The sequence below is a fragment of the Rhizobiaceae bacterium genome (assembly GCA_023953845.1).
Classification (GTDB): Bacteria; Pseudomonadota; Alphaproteobacteria; order Rhizobiales; family Rhizobiaceae; genus Arvimicrobium.
Genome location: JAMLJC010000001.1, coordinates 3,076,564 through 3,093,837 on the forward strand (window position 1 = coordinate 3,076,564; position 17,274 = coordinate 3,093,837).

13 protein-coding genes and 1 pseudogene are annotated in these 17,274 nt (G+C 64.3%); 10 read left to right on the forward strand and 4 right to left on the reverse strand.

Annotated features, from left to right (window positions below):
- The first annotated feature begins 1 nt into the window (after window position 1).
- The 7 genes and pseudogenes from M9955_14970 to M9955_15000 all read left to right on the forward strand — a co-directional run bounded on the left by M9955_14970 (window position 2) and on the right by M9955_15000 (window position 8,611).
- Window positions 2–1,807, forward strand: coding sequence for an ABC transporter ATP-binding protein/permease (locus M9955_14970; GenBank protein MCO5082943.1), 1,806 nt, complete (start codon window positions 2–4; stop codon window positions 1,805–1,807).
- A complete protein-coding gene (locus M9955_14975) occupies window positions 1,804–3,567 on the forward strand; it encodes an ABC transporter ATP-binding protein/permease (GenBank protein MCO5082944.1) in 1,764 nt (587 codons plus the stop codon). The genes M9955_14970 and M9955_14975 overlap by 4 nt, the downstream gene beginning before the upstream one ends.
- Window positions 3,568–3,838: 271 nt before the next feature.
- Window positions 3,839–4,630 (forward strand): GntR family transcriptional regulator, encoded by a 792-nt coding sequence (locus M9955_14980; GenBank protein ID MCO5082945.1) that lies wholly within the window; start codon window positions 3,839–3,841, stop codon window positions 4,628–4,630.
- A gap of 188 nt (window positions 4,631–4,818) precedes the next feature.
- Entirely contained in the window at window positions 4,819–5,685 is an 867-nt protein-coding gene (locus M9955_14985; GenBank protein MCO5082946.1) for an ABC transporter substrate-binding protein, read from the forward strand.
- A gap of 232 nt (window positions 5,686–5,917) precedes the next feature.
- Window positions 5,918–6,406, forward strand: a pseudogene (locus M9955_14990) (amino acid ABC transporter permease).
- A gap of 312 nt (window positions 6,407–6,718) precedes the next feature.
- The gene (locus M9955_14995) at window positions 6,719–7,435 is read left to right on the forward strand and encodes an amino acid ABC transporter ATP-binding protein (protein MCO5082947.1); all 717 of its coding nucleotides are present in this window, start codon (window positions 6,719–6,721) and stop codon (window positions 7,433–7,435) included.
- A 60-nt stretch (window positions 7,436–7,495) separates the two neighbouring features.
- Window positions 7,496–8,611 (forward strand): Zn-dependent alcohol dehydrogenase, encoded by a 1,116-nt coding sequence (locus tag M9955_15000; GenBank protein ID MCO5082948.1) that lies wholly within the window; start codon window positions 7,496–7,498, stop codon window positions 8,609–8,611.
- A gap of 41 nt (window positions 8,612–8,652) precedes the next feature.
- Here the strand turns inward: M9955_15000 and M9955_15005 are convergent, their stop codons facing one another.
- Entirely contained in the window at window positions 8,653–10,080 is a 1,428-nt protein-coding gene (locus M9955_15005) for an FAD-binding oxidoreductase (GenBank protein ID MCO5082949.1), read from the reverse strand.
- A complete protein-coding gene (locus M9955_15010) occupies window positions 10,077–10,523 on the reverse strand; it encodes a PaaI family thioesterase (protein ID MCO5082950.1) in 447 nt (148 codons plus the stop codon). The genes M9955_15005 and M9955_15010 overlap by 4 nt, the downstream gene beginning before the upstream one ends.
- A 320-nt stretch (window positions 10,524–10,843) precedes the next feature.
- Between M9955_15010 and M9955_15015 the strand changes: the two genes are divergently transcribed.
- The 3 genes from M9955_15015 to M9955_15025 all read left to right on the forward strand — a co-directional run bounded on the left by M9955_15015 (window position 10,844) and on the right by M9955_15025 (window position 15,044).
- Window positions 10,844–12,958: an NAD(P)-binding protein gene (locus M9955_15015; protein ID MCO5082951.1), complete on the forward strand. Its 2,115-nt coding sequence runs from the start codon at window positions 10,844–10,846 to the stop codon at window positions 12,956–12,958.
- A gap of 177 nt (window positions 12,959–13,135) precedes the next feature.
- Window positions 13,136–13,840, forward strand: coding sequence for a haloacid dehalogenase type II (locus M9955_15020; protein MCO5082952.1), 705 nt, complete (start codon window positions 13,136–13,138; stop codon window positions 13,838–13,840).
- Window positions 13,827–15,044, forward strand: coding sequence for a CoA transferase (locus M9955_15025; protein ID MCO5082953.1), 1,218 nt, complete (start codon window positions 13,827–13,829; stop codon window positions 15,042–15,044). The genes M9955_15020 and M9955_15025 overlap by 14 nt, the downstream gene beginning before the upstream one ends.
- 7 nt (window positions 15,045–15,051) lie before the next feature.
- Here M9955_15025 and M9955_15030 read toward each other — a convergent pair whose 3' ends face one another.
- Both M9955_15030 and M9955_15035 read right to left on the reverse strand, forming a co-directional pair.
- Complete coding sequence (locus M9955_15030) at window positions 15,052–15,948, reverse strand: LysR family transcriptional regulator (GenBank protein ID MCO5082954.1); 897 nt, start codon at window positions 15,946–15,948, stop codon at window positions 15,052–15,054.
- Window positions 15,949–16,087: 139 nt separating this feature from the next.
- Window positions 16,088–17,170, reverse strand: a complete 1,083-nt coding sequence (locus M9955_15035) for a hypothetical protein (GenBank protein MCO5082955.1) — start codon at window positions 17,168–17,170, stop codon at window positions 16,088–16,090.
- Window positions 17,171–17,274: the final 104 nt, after the last annotated feature.

Genomic DNA, 17,274 nt, shown 5'->3' on the forward strand with positions numbered 1-17,274 from the left:
CATGAAAGACGCGGAAACAACGGTGCCGGCCGGGATTCCCGAGAGTCCTCTTGCCTTCATCCGCCATTTCGCGCGGCCGTACAGATTTCTTTTCATCGGATCGCTGGCTGCCGCCGCCGCTTCCGGCATCCTTTCGCTCGGGCCGGCGCTCGTCATATACGCCATCGTCGCATCCGCCGGCTCGGACGATGCGACGACCGGCGGTATGGCGATGACAGCGCTCGCAGGTCTGTGCGCCGCGCTCGGCCATCTCGTCCTTGCCGTTGTGTCCACGCTCGGCGGACACAAGACCGCCTTCGCCATCCAGCGCGACCTGCGACTGAGGCTGGTCGGCAGCATCGTCGAGGCGCCGGTCAGCCGCGTCGAGGGAAGAGCCGGGGAGATCAAGAAGACGGCGCTGGCCGATGTGGACCGGCTCGAAGGGCTTCTTGCGCATGTACTGCCGGACATGGCTTCGGGTCTCGCTGCGGCGGTTGCAGGAAGCATCGTGCTTGTTATGGTGGACTGGCGGCTGTTTCTGGCATCGCTCGCGCTGCTTCCCATCGCCGTGGTCGCGCAGATATGGATGTATGGCGGGCGCTCGGAACTGTTCGAGCGTTGGAACGCTACGGAAGCGAAGGCCAATGCCGCGCTTCTCTCCTATGTCAGGGGAATCGCGACGCTGCGTGCCTTCAACCGGCAGGCCAGCACGCTGGAGAATGTCCGAGCTGCGATCCACGAACTGCGTGACCTGGCCGTCATCATCACGCAAAAATCCCGATACTCCTATTCGCTCTTCGACGGTGTGCTCTCGACCAACCTTCTCGTCGTGCTGCCGGTGGCGCTTCTCCTGCATGGCGCCGGGACCATTGGAGATGCCGGCTTCGTTCTGGCCGTCACGCTCGGCGCTTCGCTGATCGCGCCGCTTCACAAGGTGGTCTTCGCAACGATGATCGCGGCGCGTTCGGCCGTCGCGGTGTCGCGCATTCGCGAATTGCTGCAAACGCCGCCCCTGCCGGGCGAAGGCACGACAGGCGCGCCGGCCGGGAACGCGATCACGCTTGAAGGCGTGGCGTTCTCCTATCCGGATGGGCGGGAAGTGCTGCGGGGCATCGACCTGCGTATCGCCGAGGGCGAGACGGTGGCGATCGTCGGACCCTCGGGAACTGGCAAGTCCACGCTCGCGCGCCTCCTGTTGCGGCTGGAAGATCCGACATCCGGCAGGATATGCCTCGGCGACATCGACATGCGCGAGATCGAGCCGTCCGCATTGCGGTTGAAACTCGCCGCTGTCTTCCAGGATTCCGTCCTGTTCCACGGGACAATCGGCGACAACATCGCCCTGTCCGCGACACGGGCGGATCATGGCGGTCTTTTGCGCGTGCTGCGCGACGCCCGTGCCGACGATATCGCGGGCGATGGCGAGGCGACGCTGCGTCTCGCCATCAGCGATCGGGGCCAGCGCCTGTCGGGCGGCGAGAAGCAGCGGGTCGCCATTGCGCGCGCCTTGCTCAAGGATGCGCCGGTGCTGCTGCTCGACGAGGCCACGGCCTCCATCGACGCCGCCAGCGAGGCCGCCATTCAGGAGGCGGTGGAACGCACGGCGCAGGGCAGGACGGTGATCGTCATCGCGCACCGGCTGCGGTCGATCCGGGATGCCGACCGTATCGTAGTGCTCAATGGCGGAACGGTCGAAGCCATCGGAAAGCATGACGAACTGCTCGGCCGCTCGGCCACCTACAGGCGTCTCCATGAGGCGCAGCAGCGCGCCGCGGGATGGAATCTCGCCGGCCCGCGCGGCATCGCCGGTCGCGAGGAAACGGCATGAACAGGATGCTGCGTCTTCTCGGCCTCGACCTGGCCGGCCGGCGCTTCGAGGGCCTGCATGCGGCTTTGGCATATGGGGCCGCAACCGCTCTCTTCGAGGCGATTCCCTACGGCGTGCTGGTCTGGGCGCTGCATTCAGTCCTTACGGGCATTACCGAGCCCTGGCAGGCGCCTGCATCCGCCGGACTGCTTCTGATCGCCTTTTTCGGCGCATGGTTCTGCAAGGCGCAGGCGCTTCTGAAAAGCTTCAGCGCTACTTACTGCATGGTGGCCGAAATGCGGCTCGCGGCGGCCGACCGGCTTGGACGGATGTCGCTGGGCCGCATCCAGCGCGGACGCGGGGCAACGCTTGCCGATCTGTTCACGGATCGCTTCACGCTCTATCAGGACATCGTCACCCACATGTGGTGGCAGGTATCGTCCACACTGGGATTTCCGGTCGTCATCTGGATCATGCTGATGCTTGTCGACTGGAGGATCGGCACGGTGATCGCGCTGTTCATCCCGCTCGCGCTCTGGGTGGTGCCGTGGAGCTTTCGCCTGCTCGACCGCGCCACGGACAAGGTGATCCCGGCGCGCAACGATCTCGCCAACCGCATCGTGGAACTCGTGGAGGGCATCAAGGACGTCCAGCTGATGGATGCCGAAGGCGTCAGGGCGGATGCCGCGCGCCGTTCCGTGCGGACGCTGGAAGAGCGCGCGCTCGCCACGGAACTTGCGCCTTCGCCGGCCATACTGGCATTCGGTTTCGTCTGGTCCCTTGCCGTGTCGGCGGCTATCGTGATCGGCGCCTGGATGTATCTCGACGGGACGACCAGCGTTTTTGCGCTGGCTGCGAGCCTCGTGCTGAGCGCCAGACTGTGCGCGTCGCTGTCCGATCTCGGCATTTTCCTGATCGAGTTCCGCTTCGCGCGACGTGCGCTCATGTCGATCCGCGAATTCGTGGATCAGCCTTTGCTACCTGCCGCCGCTTCCCCGCTGGAACCGCAGGGTGCCGGGATCGATATCGACCACGTTTCCTTTTCACATGACGATGAACAGACGCTTTCGGATGTCTCGCTGGCTTTGCCGGCGGGAGGCATCCTTGCGCTCGTCGGGCCTTCCGGCTCCGGCAAGAGCACACTGGCGGGGCTGATCGCGCGGCTTTGGGATGTCGATGCCGGGGCGATCCGGATAGGCGGCGTCGACCTCAGGAACATGAGCCCGGATGTCCTGAACGCCACCGTCAGCATGGTGCTTCAGGAGGTCTCGCTGTTCGAGATGCCGGTCAAGGAGAACATCCGCCTCGGACGGCCGGGCGCTTCCGATGCCGAGGTCGAGGCTTCGGCCCGCGCGGCGCGAATCCACGATCGCATCCTCGACATGCCGCAGGGTTATGACACGATCCTCCAAGGCGGCGGCGTCGCGCTCTCGGGCGGCGAGCGCCAGCGGATCGCGATCGCGCGCGCTCTTTTGAAGGATGCGCCGGTGCTTGTACTTGACGAGGCTTCGGCGAGCGTCGATCTGGAGAACGAGTGGCTGATCCAGGACGCGCTGGACGAACTCACGCGCGGCCGCACCGTCATCGTCATCGCGCACCGGCTCTGGACCGTCGCGGGAGCGGATCGCATTGCCTTCATGCGCGACGGGTGCGTCACCGAAACGGGTTCGCATGACGAGCTGATCGCGCGGAACGGCGACTATGCGAGCCTCTGGAAACAGCAGGCGCAGGCCCGCGGCTGGCGCGGGCGTGCTTCGGTGGACCAAACTCTCATCCTCTAGACGAAGACAGCAGATTCCTCGCGAATACGCACCATATGCCGGCTTTCGCGTAGGCCGATCCACGTTGACGACCAGCGCCCGGGGTAGCGCAGCGATCCGGCGATCCCGCAGGCGGGCCTGTCCGTCGAGGATACACAGCTTCATTCAAATTATTGTTGAACAAAATTATTTCATAGGCTAGCCATATGTTGACAATTTGGGCTATCATAGCCGGGTATTGTTCAACAAAAATGCGCGACGCTCTGCGAATAGCGCAAAGTCGGAGGTTTCATTGTCGGCTATCGGGCAGGCGCAGTTCGGTAGGGAGGAGGCGGATGCGACCTCTGTCGCCGCGTCCGTACGCGCCGCCGATATCCTGCGCGCCCGCATCCTGGGCGGCGAGCTGCCGGCGGGAACGGCGCTGCGCGAGAGCGCGTTGGCGACGTCGCTGGACATATCCCGGAATACGTTGCGGGAAGCGCTGCGCCAGCTTCTCAACGAAGGCCTGATAGAACAGGCCCTCTACAGGGGAGCCACGGTTCGCAGGATGTCGCATGCGGATGTGCGGGACATCTTCACGGTGAGACGTACGTTGCAGTTCCGGGCCGTCGAACTGAGTGCCTATGCATCACAGCAGCATCTCGACGACCTGGACCGCTGGGTGAGCGACGGTGAAACCGCGGCGGTTGCCGGCGACTGGCTGGCCGTTGGTACCGCGAGCCTGCGTTTCCATCTGGCGATCGTGTCCCTGATCGGCAGTCCGCTCCTCGACCGTTTCTTCGAGACGATCATGGCCCAGCTCAGTCTGGCTCTGGAGGGACGCCGCGCCGAGCGCGAGTTCCAGTCGCAATGGGTCTCGCGCAACCGCGAGATATGCAGCCTGCTGAGCGGCGGCAGAAGGCAGGACGCCATGCGTGCGCTCGCTTCCTTCATCGGCGATTCGGAGAGGATCGTTCTGGATATCGTCAGGGCGAACGGCAAGCCGCGTCAGGCGGACGGCGCGCGGGACCGGCGAGCGATCGCCGTCGCCGATGCGAATGCCGCGAACGGTACGGCGCGGGATTCTGACGAGGGAGGTGGCTGAGACAGGGTGGCGCCGACCGGACCCGCCGGTCGCGCAATGGCCGGAACCCGGTTTTCTGGTGAGCTTCGCCGCAGCCAGCAACAAGACCGCCGGAGAAAGGCGGCAACACCACATGGATGGCTTCGCGCACCCTTCGCCTTGCGGAGGGCGGGAGGTCTTTGCGTCAAAAAGTCCAGAGGAGAAGGACGTTGGTTTCTATCAGAAAAGCTCTTTATACCTGTTCGGCATTCGCCGTGGCCGCGCTGCTTTCCGTCGGCGCTGCTTCGGCCCAATCCTGCGAGCCGGAGAAGGTCGCCGAAAAATATCCCGGGCTGGCCGGCCGGACGATCAAGATAGGGGCCGACCCTCAGACGCCGCCCTATGTGATGCGGGACGCCCAGAACTTCGAGAATCTGGTCGGCATCGATGCCGATGTCGCCCGCGCGGTCTTCGACTGCGCCGGCGTCAAACATGAATTCGTCGCGGGCGCCTGGTCCGGCCTCCTTCCGGCGGTCATGGGCGGCCAGATCGACGTCCTTTGGGACAACCTCTATTACAATCCGGAGCGGGGCAAGAAGCTCGACTTCGTCATCTACATGCAGGCCGGCACGGGAGCGATGACGCAGGCCGGCAACCCCAAGGGCATCACCAGCAAGGACGCCATGTGCGGCGCGACCGTCGGCGTCACGCTCGGAGGCTATGAAGAGGGGCTGGTCAAGGAGGCCGATGCGGCCTGCACCGCGGCGGGCAAGCCGGGCATCACCATGATGTCGTTCCAGGACGTCGCCGCCGGCATCCGCCTCATCGAGAGCGGCCGTGCCGACATCATGATGTGGGACGCTGGCCTGATCGACACGCTCGTCGCCGAGAATCCCGGCAAGTATGCGCGGGCGTTCATGACGCTGAGCGGCATCCAGATCGGACCCGCCGTCCGCAAGGATGATCCGGATCTGCTCAAGGCCATCCTCGATGGCATGCTGGTCCTGCAGGCCAAGAACGAACAGGCCGAGATCTTCAAGAAGTACAATGTCGATCCGGCTTCCCAAGTCCCGGCCGTTGTGAAGAACGAGAAGTAGATTGTCCCTGCACGCCAAAAGCCGGCCGCCGGCCGGCGCGAAATCACGAAGGGCCGCATGGCCCTTCGCATTCCTTCCGGCAGCCCTGTTTCCTGCATCGCAGGCATTCGCGCAGGTGCCGGCCGTCGACCCCGACGCATCATTTGCCGCTCTGAGGGAGCTTTGGGGCTACGCCTCGTCGGGCTTCCTCTGGCAGGGCGCGCTCATTGCCGTCGAGATCACGGCGCTGGCGATGGTGCTGGGCCTCGCCTTCGGGCTTGGACTGGCGCTGATGCGGCTGTCCAGCTTCTGGCTGCTATCGGGAACCTCGGCTCTCTACATCTGGCTGATGCGCGGCACGCCGCTCCTGCTGCAGCTTGTCTTCATCTATGACGCGCTGCCTCTGGTCGGCATACGCTTCGACAGCTTCACGACCGCCGTCATCGGCTTTGCGCTGAACGAGGCGGCCTATTGCGCGGAGATCATCCGCGGCGGCATCCTCTCGGTGAACCGTACGCAGTCCGTTGCCGCCTCCGCGTTCGGCATGGGTCATTTCCTGACCTTGCGGCGCATCATCCTGCCGCAGGCCATGCGCGCCATCCTGCCGGCGGTCGGCAACAACGTCATCAACATGCTCAAGATGACATCGCTCGCATCCGTCATTTTCGTGTCGGAACTCACCTACAGGTCGCAGCAGATCGTCGGCCAGAACTTCAAGTTCTTCACCGTGTTCGGCGCGGCGGCGGCGATCTATCTCCTGATGACGACTCTGATCACGCTGGCGCAGCAGAAGCTGGAGCGCTTCTTCAACTACGAACATGTGGCTGAGCCCGCATCATCCGGCATGCTGTCGCGGCTCCTCGGCATGCGGCCGGCTGTCGTACCCGCGCGGAAGCAGGAAAAGGCGTCGCCCGTGCCGCGCGATGACGACGAGGGCTCGCCGACCAATCTGGAATGGCTCCGGTCGCTGATTTCCGCCGCTGACGGCCCGGACGGACGCGATAGGCCGTTCGTCGAATGCGTCGGCGTAAAGAAGAGCTATGGAACCCTCGCGGTGCTCGACGGCGTCGACCTCACCGTCAAGAAGGGCGAGGTGGTCGTCATCCTGGGCCCAAGCGGTTCCGGCAAGTCAACTCTGCTTCGGATGGTCAACCATCTGGAAACGCTCAACGACGGCGAGATCAAGGTGGATGGCAAGCATGTCGGCTACCGCCGCGCGGCCGGCGACAAGCTCGTGCCGGTGCGCAATGTCGCCAAGGCGCGCGCCGACGCGCAGGTCGCGATGGTCTTCCAGCATTTCAACCTGTTCAATCACCTGACCGCGATCGAAAACGTCATCGAGGCTCCGATCCGCGTGCACGGCATCGATCCCGCGGAGGCGCGCGAGCGCGGCATGCGCCTGTTGACGGCAGTGGGCTTGCAGAACCATGCGGACAGCCTGCCGCACAGGCTCTCCGGCGGTCAGCAGCAGCGCGTAGCCATCGCGCGCGCCCTGGCCATACGCCCCCGGCTTATGCTTTTCGACGAGCCGACCTCGGCGCTCGATCCGGAGCTCGTCCGCGAGGTGCTGCTGGTCATGCGCGCACTGGCCGATGCGGGCATGACGATGATGGTCGTCACCCACGAGATCAGCTTCGCCCGCGACGTGGCCGATCGCGTCATCTTCATGGATGACGGGCAGATCGTGGAACAGGGCACGCCGGCCGAAGTGATCGACAATCCCCAGCACGAGCGAACGCGCCGCTTCCTGCGGCTCGTCGAAAACCTCTAACCAAAATCCCTTCCGCCACGGCATCGCCGTGCAGGAGAGCTCAACATAGGACGGGCAATCATGTCCATCAGTACCCGTGCGGCCGTTCTGGTCGAAACAGGAAAGCCGCTCCAGATCCTGGATGTCACGCTGCTCCCACCGAAGGCCACCGAGGTCGTGGTGCAGATGGGGGCGTCCGGCGTCTGCCACACCGATCTGATACTCCAGCATAGCGCCTACGCGCCCAAGCCTATGGTGCTGGGGCATGAAGGCGCGGGCACCGTCGTCGAGGTCGGCAGGGAGGTCACCGGCGTCAAGGTCGGCGACAAGGTGGCGCTGAACTGGAGCCCGGCCTGCGGCGCCTGCTACTGCTGCGTACGCGGCCAGACCTTCCTGTGCGAGGAAGTCGAGAACGCCATCGTCAAGGGCACCATGCGGGACGGGACGAACCGTATCGAATATCGCGGAGAGCCCGGATACCACGCCTCGCTGCTTTCGACGCATGCCGAGTTCGCCGTCGTCGACCAGGCCTCCTGCGTAAGGCTCCCCGGCGACATGCCGTTCGCCCAGGCGGCTTTGCTGGGTTGCGGCGTCCCGACGGGCTACGGGGCGGTGGTTCATGCCGGCGGCGTGGAGGAGGGGGCAACTGTCGCTGTGTTCGGCTGCGGCGGCATCGGGGTCAATTCGATTCAGGGCGCGAGACTCGTCGGCGCGAGCCGCATCGTCGCCTGCGACATCAAGCAGTCGAATCTCGACCTTGCGCTTCTCTTCGGCGCCACCGACGTGGTGAATGTGGCGAAGACCGATCCGGTGGAGGTCGTGCGCGAACTGACGGCCGGTCGCGGGGTGGATTACGCCATCGACACCACGGGGGCGCCAAGGGCGACGTCCCAGGCATGGGACTGCACCCGGGCCGGCGGCACAGTCGTCGTGCTGGGGCGTTACACGGATTCGCAGATGTCGCTCGATGCGCGTCTCTTCCATCGCAAAGGCAAGACGATCAAGGGAAGCCTCTATGGAGACATCGTGCCGGAGAGGGACATCCGCCGACTGGCGGAACTCTATTTGGATGGCAAGATCCTGCTGGACGAACTCGTCCTTGGCCGGATCGCGCTCGAGGATGTCAACCTTGCGCTGGAAATGTTCGACGATCCGTCGAAGCCGAATGTCGGGCATAATGTGATCATGTTCGGCTGACAGGCGCGGACGCCGTCGCCGTCCCGCGCTGCGGGCGGGCTCTAGCCGAAGGCGCGGCCGAGCAGCTTGCCCTGTGTGAGCAGGTCGCCCAGGCGGGCTTCGAGGTCCAGCCGGGCGGGCGCCAGCAAGGACTTGCGATAGGCGCGGTTTGCCGGGCCGATACCGTGCTCCGCGCTGAAGCTGCCGCCGAAGCGATCGACCAGCATTTCATAGAGACGCTTGCGCACGAGGCCGGCGACGCCGGCGTCGTAGGCGGGCGCATCCCGATGCGGCCAGACGAGGTTGAAATGGTCGCCGCCATCGCCGCAGTGGCCGAAATCGCAGACCAGCAGCCAGGGATAATCGCGGGCGACGAGCGCCTTCGCCTCCACGCGGAAGTGTTCGAGATCGCCGCGGCGCGCGGAGATATCGAGGCCGATAACCTTGCCCTCCTCCCGCAGCGCCTCGGAGATCGAATGGCGGATCTTCCACAGCGAGGCGGGGTGATCCGTCACCCCGTTGACGATCGCTCCCGCTTCCAGCTGCTGTTCGAGAAAGTCGCCGAGATGCGTGGCGAGACGATCCTGAGCCTCGGCTTCGCCTGTCGAACGGGTCAGTTCGATCATCACAGCGTAGTCAGGCACGGGCTCTGGCGCAAACGGGTTGCGCGTGTCGGGTATATGCCTGAATACGCAGGCGATCGCTTCGCCCGACATGCCCTCGAACGACGTCAGATCGCTGCCGAAAGCGGCTTCGGCCGCCAGCAGAAGCGGCATGACGGCGCCACGGCTTTCCGGGACTACCAGCGCGGTTGCCGATTGTCGCGGCAAGGGCTGGACCTCAAGATCCACGCGGGTGACCACGCCGTAGGCGCCGCCCGTTCCGATGAAAAGCTGCTTCAGGTCGAGACCGACATTGTTCTTGCGCAACCCGCCGCCGAGATCGAGGATCGTGCCGGCCTCGTCGGCGAGCACGACCTCCAGCCCCAGAACGCTTCTGCGCACGTCGCCATAGCGGATGAAGCGCGCGCCGCCGGTATTGGTGGCCACCATCCCGCCGATCGACGGATCGGCGCCCAGATCGATGGGATAGGCAAGGCCGTGCCTGCCGAGTTCCTCGTTGAGGGTGGAGAGCAGGACGCCGGCCGAGACGCTTACCGACCTGTTCGCCGTATCGACCTCAATCTCGCGCGCAAGCCGGTCGAGGGACAAAATGCCTTGCGAGCCGGTTGCGTCCGGTACGCCGGCGCCCACGAGTCCGGTGTTGGCGCCCTGCGGTATGAGCGTGACGCCGTGCCGCCGGCATATGGCGACAGCAGCCGAAACCCCATCGATGTCACGGGGGCGTGCGACGAATGCAGCCTTGCCGCCGTCATAGCGCGCTGCGGTCTGATAACGCGTCATCTCGCTGTCGTCGGTGACGACGGCCTCCGCCCCGAGCGCAGCACGCAATTCCTCGATGCAGCGGGCGGCAGACGTCGGCGTCGTCATCCGGCTGCGGCCTGCTGGGCAGGTCTCCAGGTTGCCGTTGCGTGGACGGCGAGACGGCCCTCGGCGTCCCACATGCGGGACTCCAGAAAGGAGATGTTGCGTCCTTTCCGCAGGAAGCGTCCTTCGCATGTGGCGCTGGGCGGCAGGATCGGCCGCATATACTGGAGCTTCATCTCCAACGTGGCCCCGCCGGCGCCGAAAGCGTGCTTCAGGAGATGGCCCATGGAGATGTCCATGACGGTCGCGATGATGCCGCCATGCAGGGACCCTTGCGGATTGAAAAGAAAGTCGCGCACGGGGAAGGCGATGCGACAGGCATCGTCCGGATAGGTGATGTCGAGATCCAGCAGGCGCGCCAGAAAGAAGGTGCCGAAGGCAGGTTCATGCGTTTCGATCGCGTTCTCGAACGCCCGTCGTGCTGCCTTCTCATCCATCCCGCTCATCTCTTTCACCCGCTACCGCCTGTCAAGCCAACGCCGTCCCGATGCCGCATCCGGTGACGATGGCAAAGGTGCAAACCGTATACAAAGAACGTAGTGTGCGGACAAGGCAATTCCTTCATAAGTGGCTCATGCGATGGTATGGAGACAATTCGTCTCCGCGTTCACAGGCGATCCCGGCTATTGCAGCAATCAACACGGGGAAGTCGTGTCATTGACGAAAAAATTTGGATACAATACACAGCAAAGGCTAGCGGTGAGGCGGCCGAAATCAACCCGGGTCCCGGCCAGTCATCCAGCGAGCTGAACAGCGAGGGTGTCATTTGCGCGATCCCAGATACGATATTCTGTTCGAGCCGGTGAGGATCGGACCGGTCACGGTCAAGAACCGGTTTTATCAGGTTCCGCATTGCAACGGCCTCAGCGCGACGCTGCCGCGCGGTCATGCCGCCATGCGCGCGGTGAAGGCCGAGGGCGGTTGGGGGGCGGTGTGCACCGACATCCTTTCCATCCACCCGAGTTCCGACTCGACGCCGTTTCCGCAGGTCAAGCTCTGGGAGAGCGGCGACGAAAAATCGCTCCGCCTGCTCACCGAGGCGATCCATGCGCATGACGCGCTTGCAGGCGCCGAACTCGCGCATGGCGGATGGGCCGTCGCGAACCGCTACACGCGCGAGCCACTGCTTTCGCCGACTGATTTCCCGTCGCGTCGTGACCCGATCCAGGCCAAGGCGATGGACAAGGCCGACATCAAGGCCTATCGCGGCTGGCATCGCCGCGCCGCCTTGAAGGCGAAGGAAGTCGGCTTCGACATCGTCTACGTCTATGCGGCCGACGATCTGGAGCTACTGCAGTTCTTCCTCTCCCGGCGGCGCAATCACCGGATCGACGAATATGGCGGGTCGCTCGAGAACCGGGTGCGCCTGCTGCGCGAGGTCATAGAGGATACCAAGGACGCCGTCGGGGACAAGTGCGGCGTCGTTGTGCGCTATACGATCGACGAATTGTCAGGACCTGACGGCATTGTCGCAGAAGAGGAGGGCCGCGACATCATCGCCATGCTCGCCGAACTGCCGGACGCCTGGGACGTGAAGGTCAGCGGCTGGTCCGAGGACAGCCAGACCAGCCGTTTCGCCAAGGAGGGCTACCAGGAGCCCTATGCGAAATACGTCAAGCAGGTGACCACCAAGCCGGTGATCGGGGTCGGACGCTTCACCTCGCCCGACAGCATGGTGTCGCAGGTCAAGCGCGGCATTCTCGATCTGATCGGCTCTGCAAGGCCGTCCATCGCCGACCCCTTCCTGCCGCGCAAGATCGACGAGGGCAGGCTGGAAGACATTCGCGAATGCATCGGCTGCAACATGTGCGTGGCGTCCTACAATGTCGGCGCGCCGATCAACTGCACGCAGAACCCGACGATCGGGGAAGAATACAAGCGCGGCTGGCATCCCGAGCGCTACCGGCCGGCAGTATCGGCAACGGCGGTTCTCGTTATCGGAGCGGGGCCGGCCGGCCTTGAATGCGCGCAGGCTCTCGGCAATCGCGGTTACGAGGTGCATCTGGCCGAGGCGACGCGGGAACTCGGCGGACGCGTCACACGCGAATCGTCGCTGGCCGGACTCTCGGAGTGGGCGCGCGTGAGGGACTGGCGCGTCGGCCAACTCGCCAAGATGACGAACGTCTCGATCTATCGCGAGAGCGAGATGACCGCCTCCGACGTCCTCGACATGGGGATGCCGACGGTCGTGATCGCCACCGGAGCGAACTGGCGTCAGGACGGTTTCGGCCGCAGCAACCATAAGGCGATACCGGTGCGTCCCGGCGTGCGGATCTACACGCCCGACGACGTCATGGCCGGCACACGGATCGAAGGCCCGGTGCTCGTCTTCGACGACGACGACTTCTACATGGGCGGCGTCGTTGCGGAGACGTTGAAGAATCGTGGCGCGGACTCGGTGGCGCTTGCTACGCCGAATACGATGGTTTCCGCGTGGACGGCGAACACGCTGGAACAGTTCAAGATCCAGCGCAGGCTTCTCGAGGCGGGCATAGACATCCACGTCACCCGCAATCTCGCGTCGGCAGGCGAGGGGGAGGCTGAATTGGCATGCGTATTTACCGGCCGTCGCCAGATGGTGCCGGCGGCGTCCATTGTGATGGTGACGGCGCGTCTGCCCCGCATGGGACTCTATGAAGACATAGCCGATCGGCTGGGCTCCGATCCCGATGCCCCGGTGAAGACGCTTGCGCGTATCGGCGACTGCATCACGCCCGGAACGATCGCGGCCGCGGTCTTTTCAGGACGTCGCTTCGCGGAGGAGTTCGAGGTTCCGCAGGAAGGGCTGCTGCGCATCGTGACGGAACCGGTCGAGATCGACAATGTCGAGCGCTTCCGCTCGCTTCATGCCGATCGAACGGCAGCCGCCGAGCCTTTCTGACAGCGCGCCGAAGTCGGACGGGCTGCGGTGTTTCGAGGATGCCGCAGCTCCCGCCGTTTCATATCCGGATATCTGAAAGAAATTCACCGTGTGAATGTCATAAGTTCAATTATCGATTTGGCAGATGACGAGCGATCTGCGATTCCATGGCCGAAGTCTTACGAAGGATTGCTACCGATGGCCGACATCAACGAGATCAAGAACACAGTAAAAGTCTGCATGTTCGATCAGTATGGAACCGTGGTCGACATGCAGGGCGGCCTCACCAAGATCGCAGAGCCCTACCTGAAGTCCAAGAATTCAACGCTTGCGCCGCATCGCTTCGTGACCTGGTGGCGGCGGACCCACTTCGAGAACTCGATGATCGACGCGCTGCTGCATCGCGCGCATACGCCCTATCGCGAGATCGGTCATATGTCCGTCGCGCATGTCCTCGATCGGGCTGGCATCGACTACACGATGGACGAGGTGAGGGCGCTGGTTTCAGAGATCGAGAAGCTGACCTGCTTCCCCGAGGTCCCGGCCGCGCTGGCGAAGCTGCAGACGAAGTACAGGATGGTCGTGCTGTCGAACGGCGATCCGGACATGCTGCAGGAAGCGCTGAAGTGGCACAAGTTCCCGTTCGATCAGGTGATTTCGGTGGCCGAGGCGAACGCCTTCAAGCCGCATCGCGCCACCTATGAGAAGGGCGCGGAACTGGCCGGCGTGAAGCTGGACGAGGTCCTCTTCGTCGCGAACCACACCTTCGACTGCATCGGCGCGAAGGCAGCGGGAATGCGCGCCGCCTTCATCAACCGGCGCAACCGGCCGTTCGAGCGCACGCCCTACCAGCCCGACATCATCGTGCCGAGCATGACGGATCTGGCAAATGCCATGGTCTGACGCGCGGCCGCTGGAAGGCATCCGCGTCCTCGACCTGTGCAGGGTCGTCTCGGGTCCGTTCGCCACCATGCAGCTCGGCGACCTCGGCGCCGACGTGGCAAAAATCGAGGCGCCCGATCAGGGCGACGAATCGCGCAGCTACGGCCCGCCCTTCGTGGCGGGCGAGAGCGCCTATTACATGTCGGTCAACCGCAACAAGCGCAGCATCGCCATCGATCTGAAGTCGAAGCACGGCAAGCAGCTTGCGCTCGACCTCGCCGCGAAAGCCGATGTCGTGATCGAGAACTTCCGGCCGGGCACGATGGAGCGGCTGGGATTGGGCTATGACGATCTGTGCAAGCTCAATCCCCGGATCGTCTATTGCGGCATCTCCGGCTTCGGCCGTTCCGGCCCCGAGGCCGGTCGTCCGGGCTACGATCTGATCCTGCAGGGCGAAGGCGGCGTCATGTCGATCACCGGCGAGGCCGGCGGCCCACCGATGAAAGTGGGCACGTCGATCGCCGATCTCGTCACCGGCCTTTACGCCGCGCAGGCAGTGCTGGCCGCGCTGGCGCAGCGTACGCGCACAGGGACCGGCGGCCGCATCGACGTGTCCATGCTCGACTGCATGGCGTCCCTGCTGACCTTCAATGCCGGCATGTATTTCGCATCGGGGAAAAGCCCGGCGCGGCGGGGCAACGCGCATCCGACGATCAGCCCCTACGAGGCTTTCGAGGCCGAGGACGGCTGGTTCAATCTCGGCGTGGCGAACGACAAGTTCTGGTCCATCTTCTGCCGGACCATCGGACGCGAAGAGCTGCTTACCGATCCGGATTTCGCGACAGCGCCGAAGCGCGCGGAGAACCGCGTAAGGCTGCGCGATCTCCTGACGCCGATGTTCCGCGCGAAGCCGAGGGATCATTGGCTGCGGATGTTGACCGAGAACGCCGTGCCCTGTGGCGCGATCCGTTCCGTCGGCGAAGTGTGCGAGGCGGAAAATCTCAAGACGCGGGGCGTCTCGCGGACCATGCAGCACCCCAGGGCCGGAGACCTCCGCTACATCGCCAGCGCCTTGCGCTTCGACGACATGCCGCCGCCCGATCCGGCTCCGCCGCCGCTGCTCGGAGAGCATGGGGAGGCGATTCTTGCCGACTGGCTGAACCTTGCGACGGATGATGTCGAGCGCCTCGCGCGCGCCGGCGCGTTCGTGCGTCCGGCGCAATAGGGCTTCGTCAGGAAACGGCCCGGCGCAAGCTGTCGCGGAGCCAGCGGATCGCGGGATTGCGATCCTGGCGACGATGCCAGTAGAGCGACCAGGCGAAGGCCGAACTTGCAAAGGGAAGCTCGCAAGCCGCGAGCCGATCGTCGGCCAGAGCGAGGAACAGCCGCTCCGGCATGACCGCGACGAGGTCCGTCTCATGCAGGATGCGCGGCACCACCAGCCAGTGAGGAAGGTTCAGCGCCACCGTGCGTTTGTTGTCGCCTGTGACGAGCACGTCGTCCACGAAACGCAGATCGGTGGGCGACATCGACACGCGGACATGCTTCGCGGCGAGGAACGCCTCGATCGACGGTCGGCTGGCCGCGAACGGATGATCCCGCCGGACGACGCAGACCATGCGATCCTGCATCACCGGTTCGGCAAGGATCGTGCTTCCATGGGCAAGCCCGAAACTGACCGCCATGTCGATCTCGTCCCGTTCAAGCGCGTCGACGGTGCGCTCCGGCGACAGATGGACCACATCGAGCGAAATCCGGCTGCCGGGCAAATCGAAGCGCCTGAGCAGCGACGGCAGGACCAGCGTCGCCAGCACGTCTGACAGACGAAGACGGAAAGTTCGCTCCGTCGTCGAGGCGTCGAAGTGCTGGTCGGGCTCCAGCACGCGCTCGATCTGCCGCAGGACCGCCCGCACCGGCTCGACGAGTTCCATGGCGCGAGGCGTCGGCTGCATCCCCCCGGGGGTGCGCACCAGCAACTCGTCGCCAAAGACGGCGCGCAGCCGGCGCAGCGCATTGCTCATCGCCGGCTGGCTCAGCCCGACCTTCTCGGCGGCCCGGGTCACATGACGCGTCGACATCAGCGCGTCGAAGACGACCAGCAGGTTGAGGTCGATGCTGCGCAGGTTCATGGGTGAAGCGACCAGCAGTCATGCCGTGAATGAATGGTTGCCTGTCATGCGGCAAGCGAATGGGCAAGCTCTTTCGGCGGACATACGCCTGAAAAAGCCCGTGTCGACGCGCCGGCGTCCACTCGACTGCGTCAGCGGATCAGAACTGTCGATCCGCAGTGTCCTCCACGGTCCATCTTTCGGTGATCCCCGGCGCTGCATCGATGCCGTCGAGCGTCAGGCGGATGCGGGGGCTGAGCACCTTGGCGCCAATCCGGACGAATTCGAACAAGGCGGCGTAGATCTCCACCGCAGGCGGATCGGAACGCAGGATGCGGTTGGCGCGGCGAACGACGTATTTGCCGTCTTTCTCCACCGAAACCGAAATCTCGTCGCCCGCCAGCGTCGCGAGCGCTTCCGCGATCGCGACGAGGTCAGCGGCCTTGCTGCCACCCACTCCGAACGTCGTCCTGAATTCGTGGAAGAACTGGATCGCCGTCATGCGCGCCGCATGGCCTATCAGGGACGCGGCCGCCTGCACGCCGTACATCTCCTGAGCCGTGACGATTGCATCCTCGACATAACCCAGCGCGAAGTTGCGCCGCGCTTTCGCCAGACGTTCCTCCGGCCATTCCTGGGGCGACAGCTTCGGCGCCTTTTCAGGGTCGAAGTCCGGCGATTTCGTGACCGGCTCGAAACGCAGATGTTCGTCCGGATCGAGATCGCGATCATGTTCGATGAAATAGCCTTCATCGTAAGGCTCGCCCTGCTGGTAGACCTTGGTCACGACGAAGGCGAGGCGCTTCGTGCCGAGCGATGCGCCGTTGAAGGGGTGCCAGCCTGCGAACATCGCGTGTTCGACGGCAGGCGGAACGGCAAAGAGGCTTTGACCCGGGAAGCTCCAGGCGGGCGGCAGATAACGTATCCACACCTTTTTCGGAGATTCCTCCACATATTCCATCGTCAGGCCGCCGATGGCGTTGGAGAAATAGTGGTAGCGGCCGGCAACAATGGCCGGCGGCAGGCTCCGGTCGATGCCGAGCTTGTCCACACCCTCGAGGAAGTGGCTGCGTTGGTGCCTTCGCAGGATCAGATATTTGAGACGTGCAAGATCGTCGCCGCCTTTTTCGCGAAGCACCGTCAACTGGATGGCGCTCCAGTGCAGCCCCCAGAAGCGTGCAATCGTCTCGCACCGCCTGCGGGTGCTCCATCCTTCAAGCTGCTGCGTCACGGCTGCATCCATTGGTTGCTCTTTTTGGTATACAAAAAACGTCCTCTTGGCCGCACGATAAGCGCGTCTCCCGTGGAGATCAAGAAGGAACGGAGATTGACGACCCTATATCTTTG

Coding starts and splice junctions, on each gene's coding strand:
- M9955_14975 (MCO5082944.1), top strand. CDS start 1,804: ATGAACAGGATGCTGCGTCTTCTCGGCCTCGACCTGGCCGGCCGGCGC.
- M9955_14970 (MCO5082943.1), top strand. CDS start 2: ATGAAAGACGCGGAAACAACGGTGCCGGCCGGGATTCCCGAGAGTCCT.
- M9955_15000 (MCO5082948.1), top strand. CDS start 7,496: ATGTCCATCAGTACCCGTGCGGCCGTTCTGGTCGAAACAGGAAAGCCG.
- M9955_15010 (MCO5082950.1), bottom strand. CDS start 10,523: ATGAGCGGGATGGATGAGAAGGCAGCACGACGGGCGTTCGAGAACGCG.
- M9955_15005 (MCO5082949.1), bottom strand. CDS start 10,080: ATGACGACGCCGACGTCTGCCGCCCGCTGCATCGAGGAATTGCGTGCT.
- M9955_15030 (MCO5082954.1), bottom strand. CDS start 15,948: ATGAACCTGCGCAGCATCGACCTCAACCTGCTGGTCGTCTTCGACGCG.
- M9955_15035 (MCO5082955.1), bottom strand. CDS start 17,170: ATGGATGCAGCCGTGACGCAGCAGCTTGAAGGATGGAGCACCCGCAGG.
- M9955_15025 (MCO5082953.1), top strand. CDS start 13,827: ATGCCATGGTCTGACGCGCGGCCGCTGGAAGGCATCCGCGTCCTCGAC.
- M9955_15020 (MCO5082952.1), top strand. CDS start 13,136: ATGGCCGACATCAACGAGATCAAGAACACAGTAAAAGTCTGCATGTTC.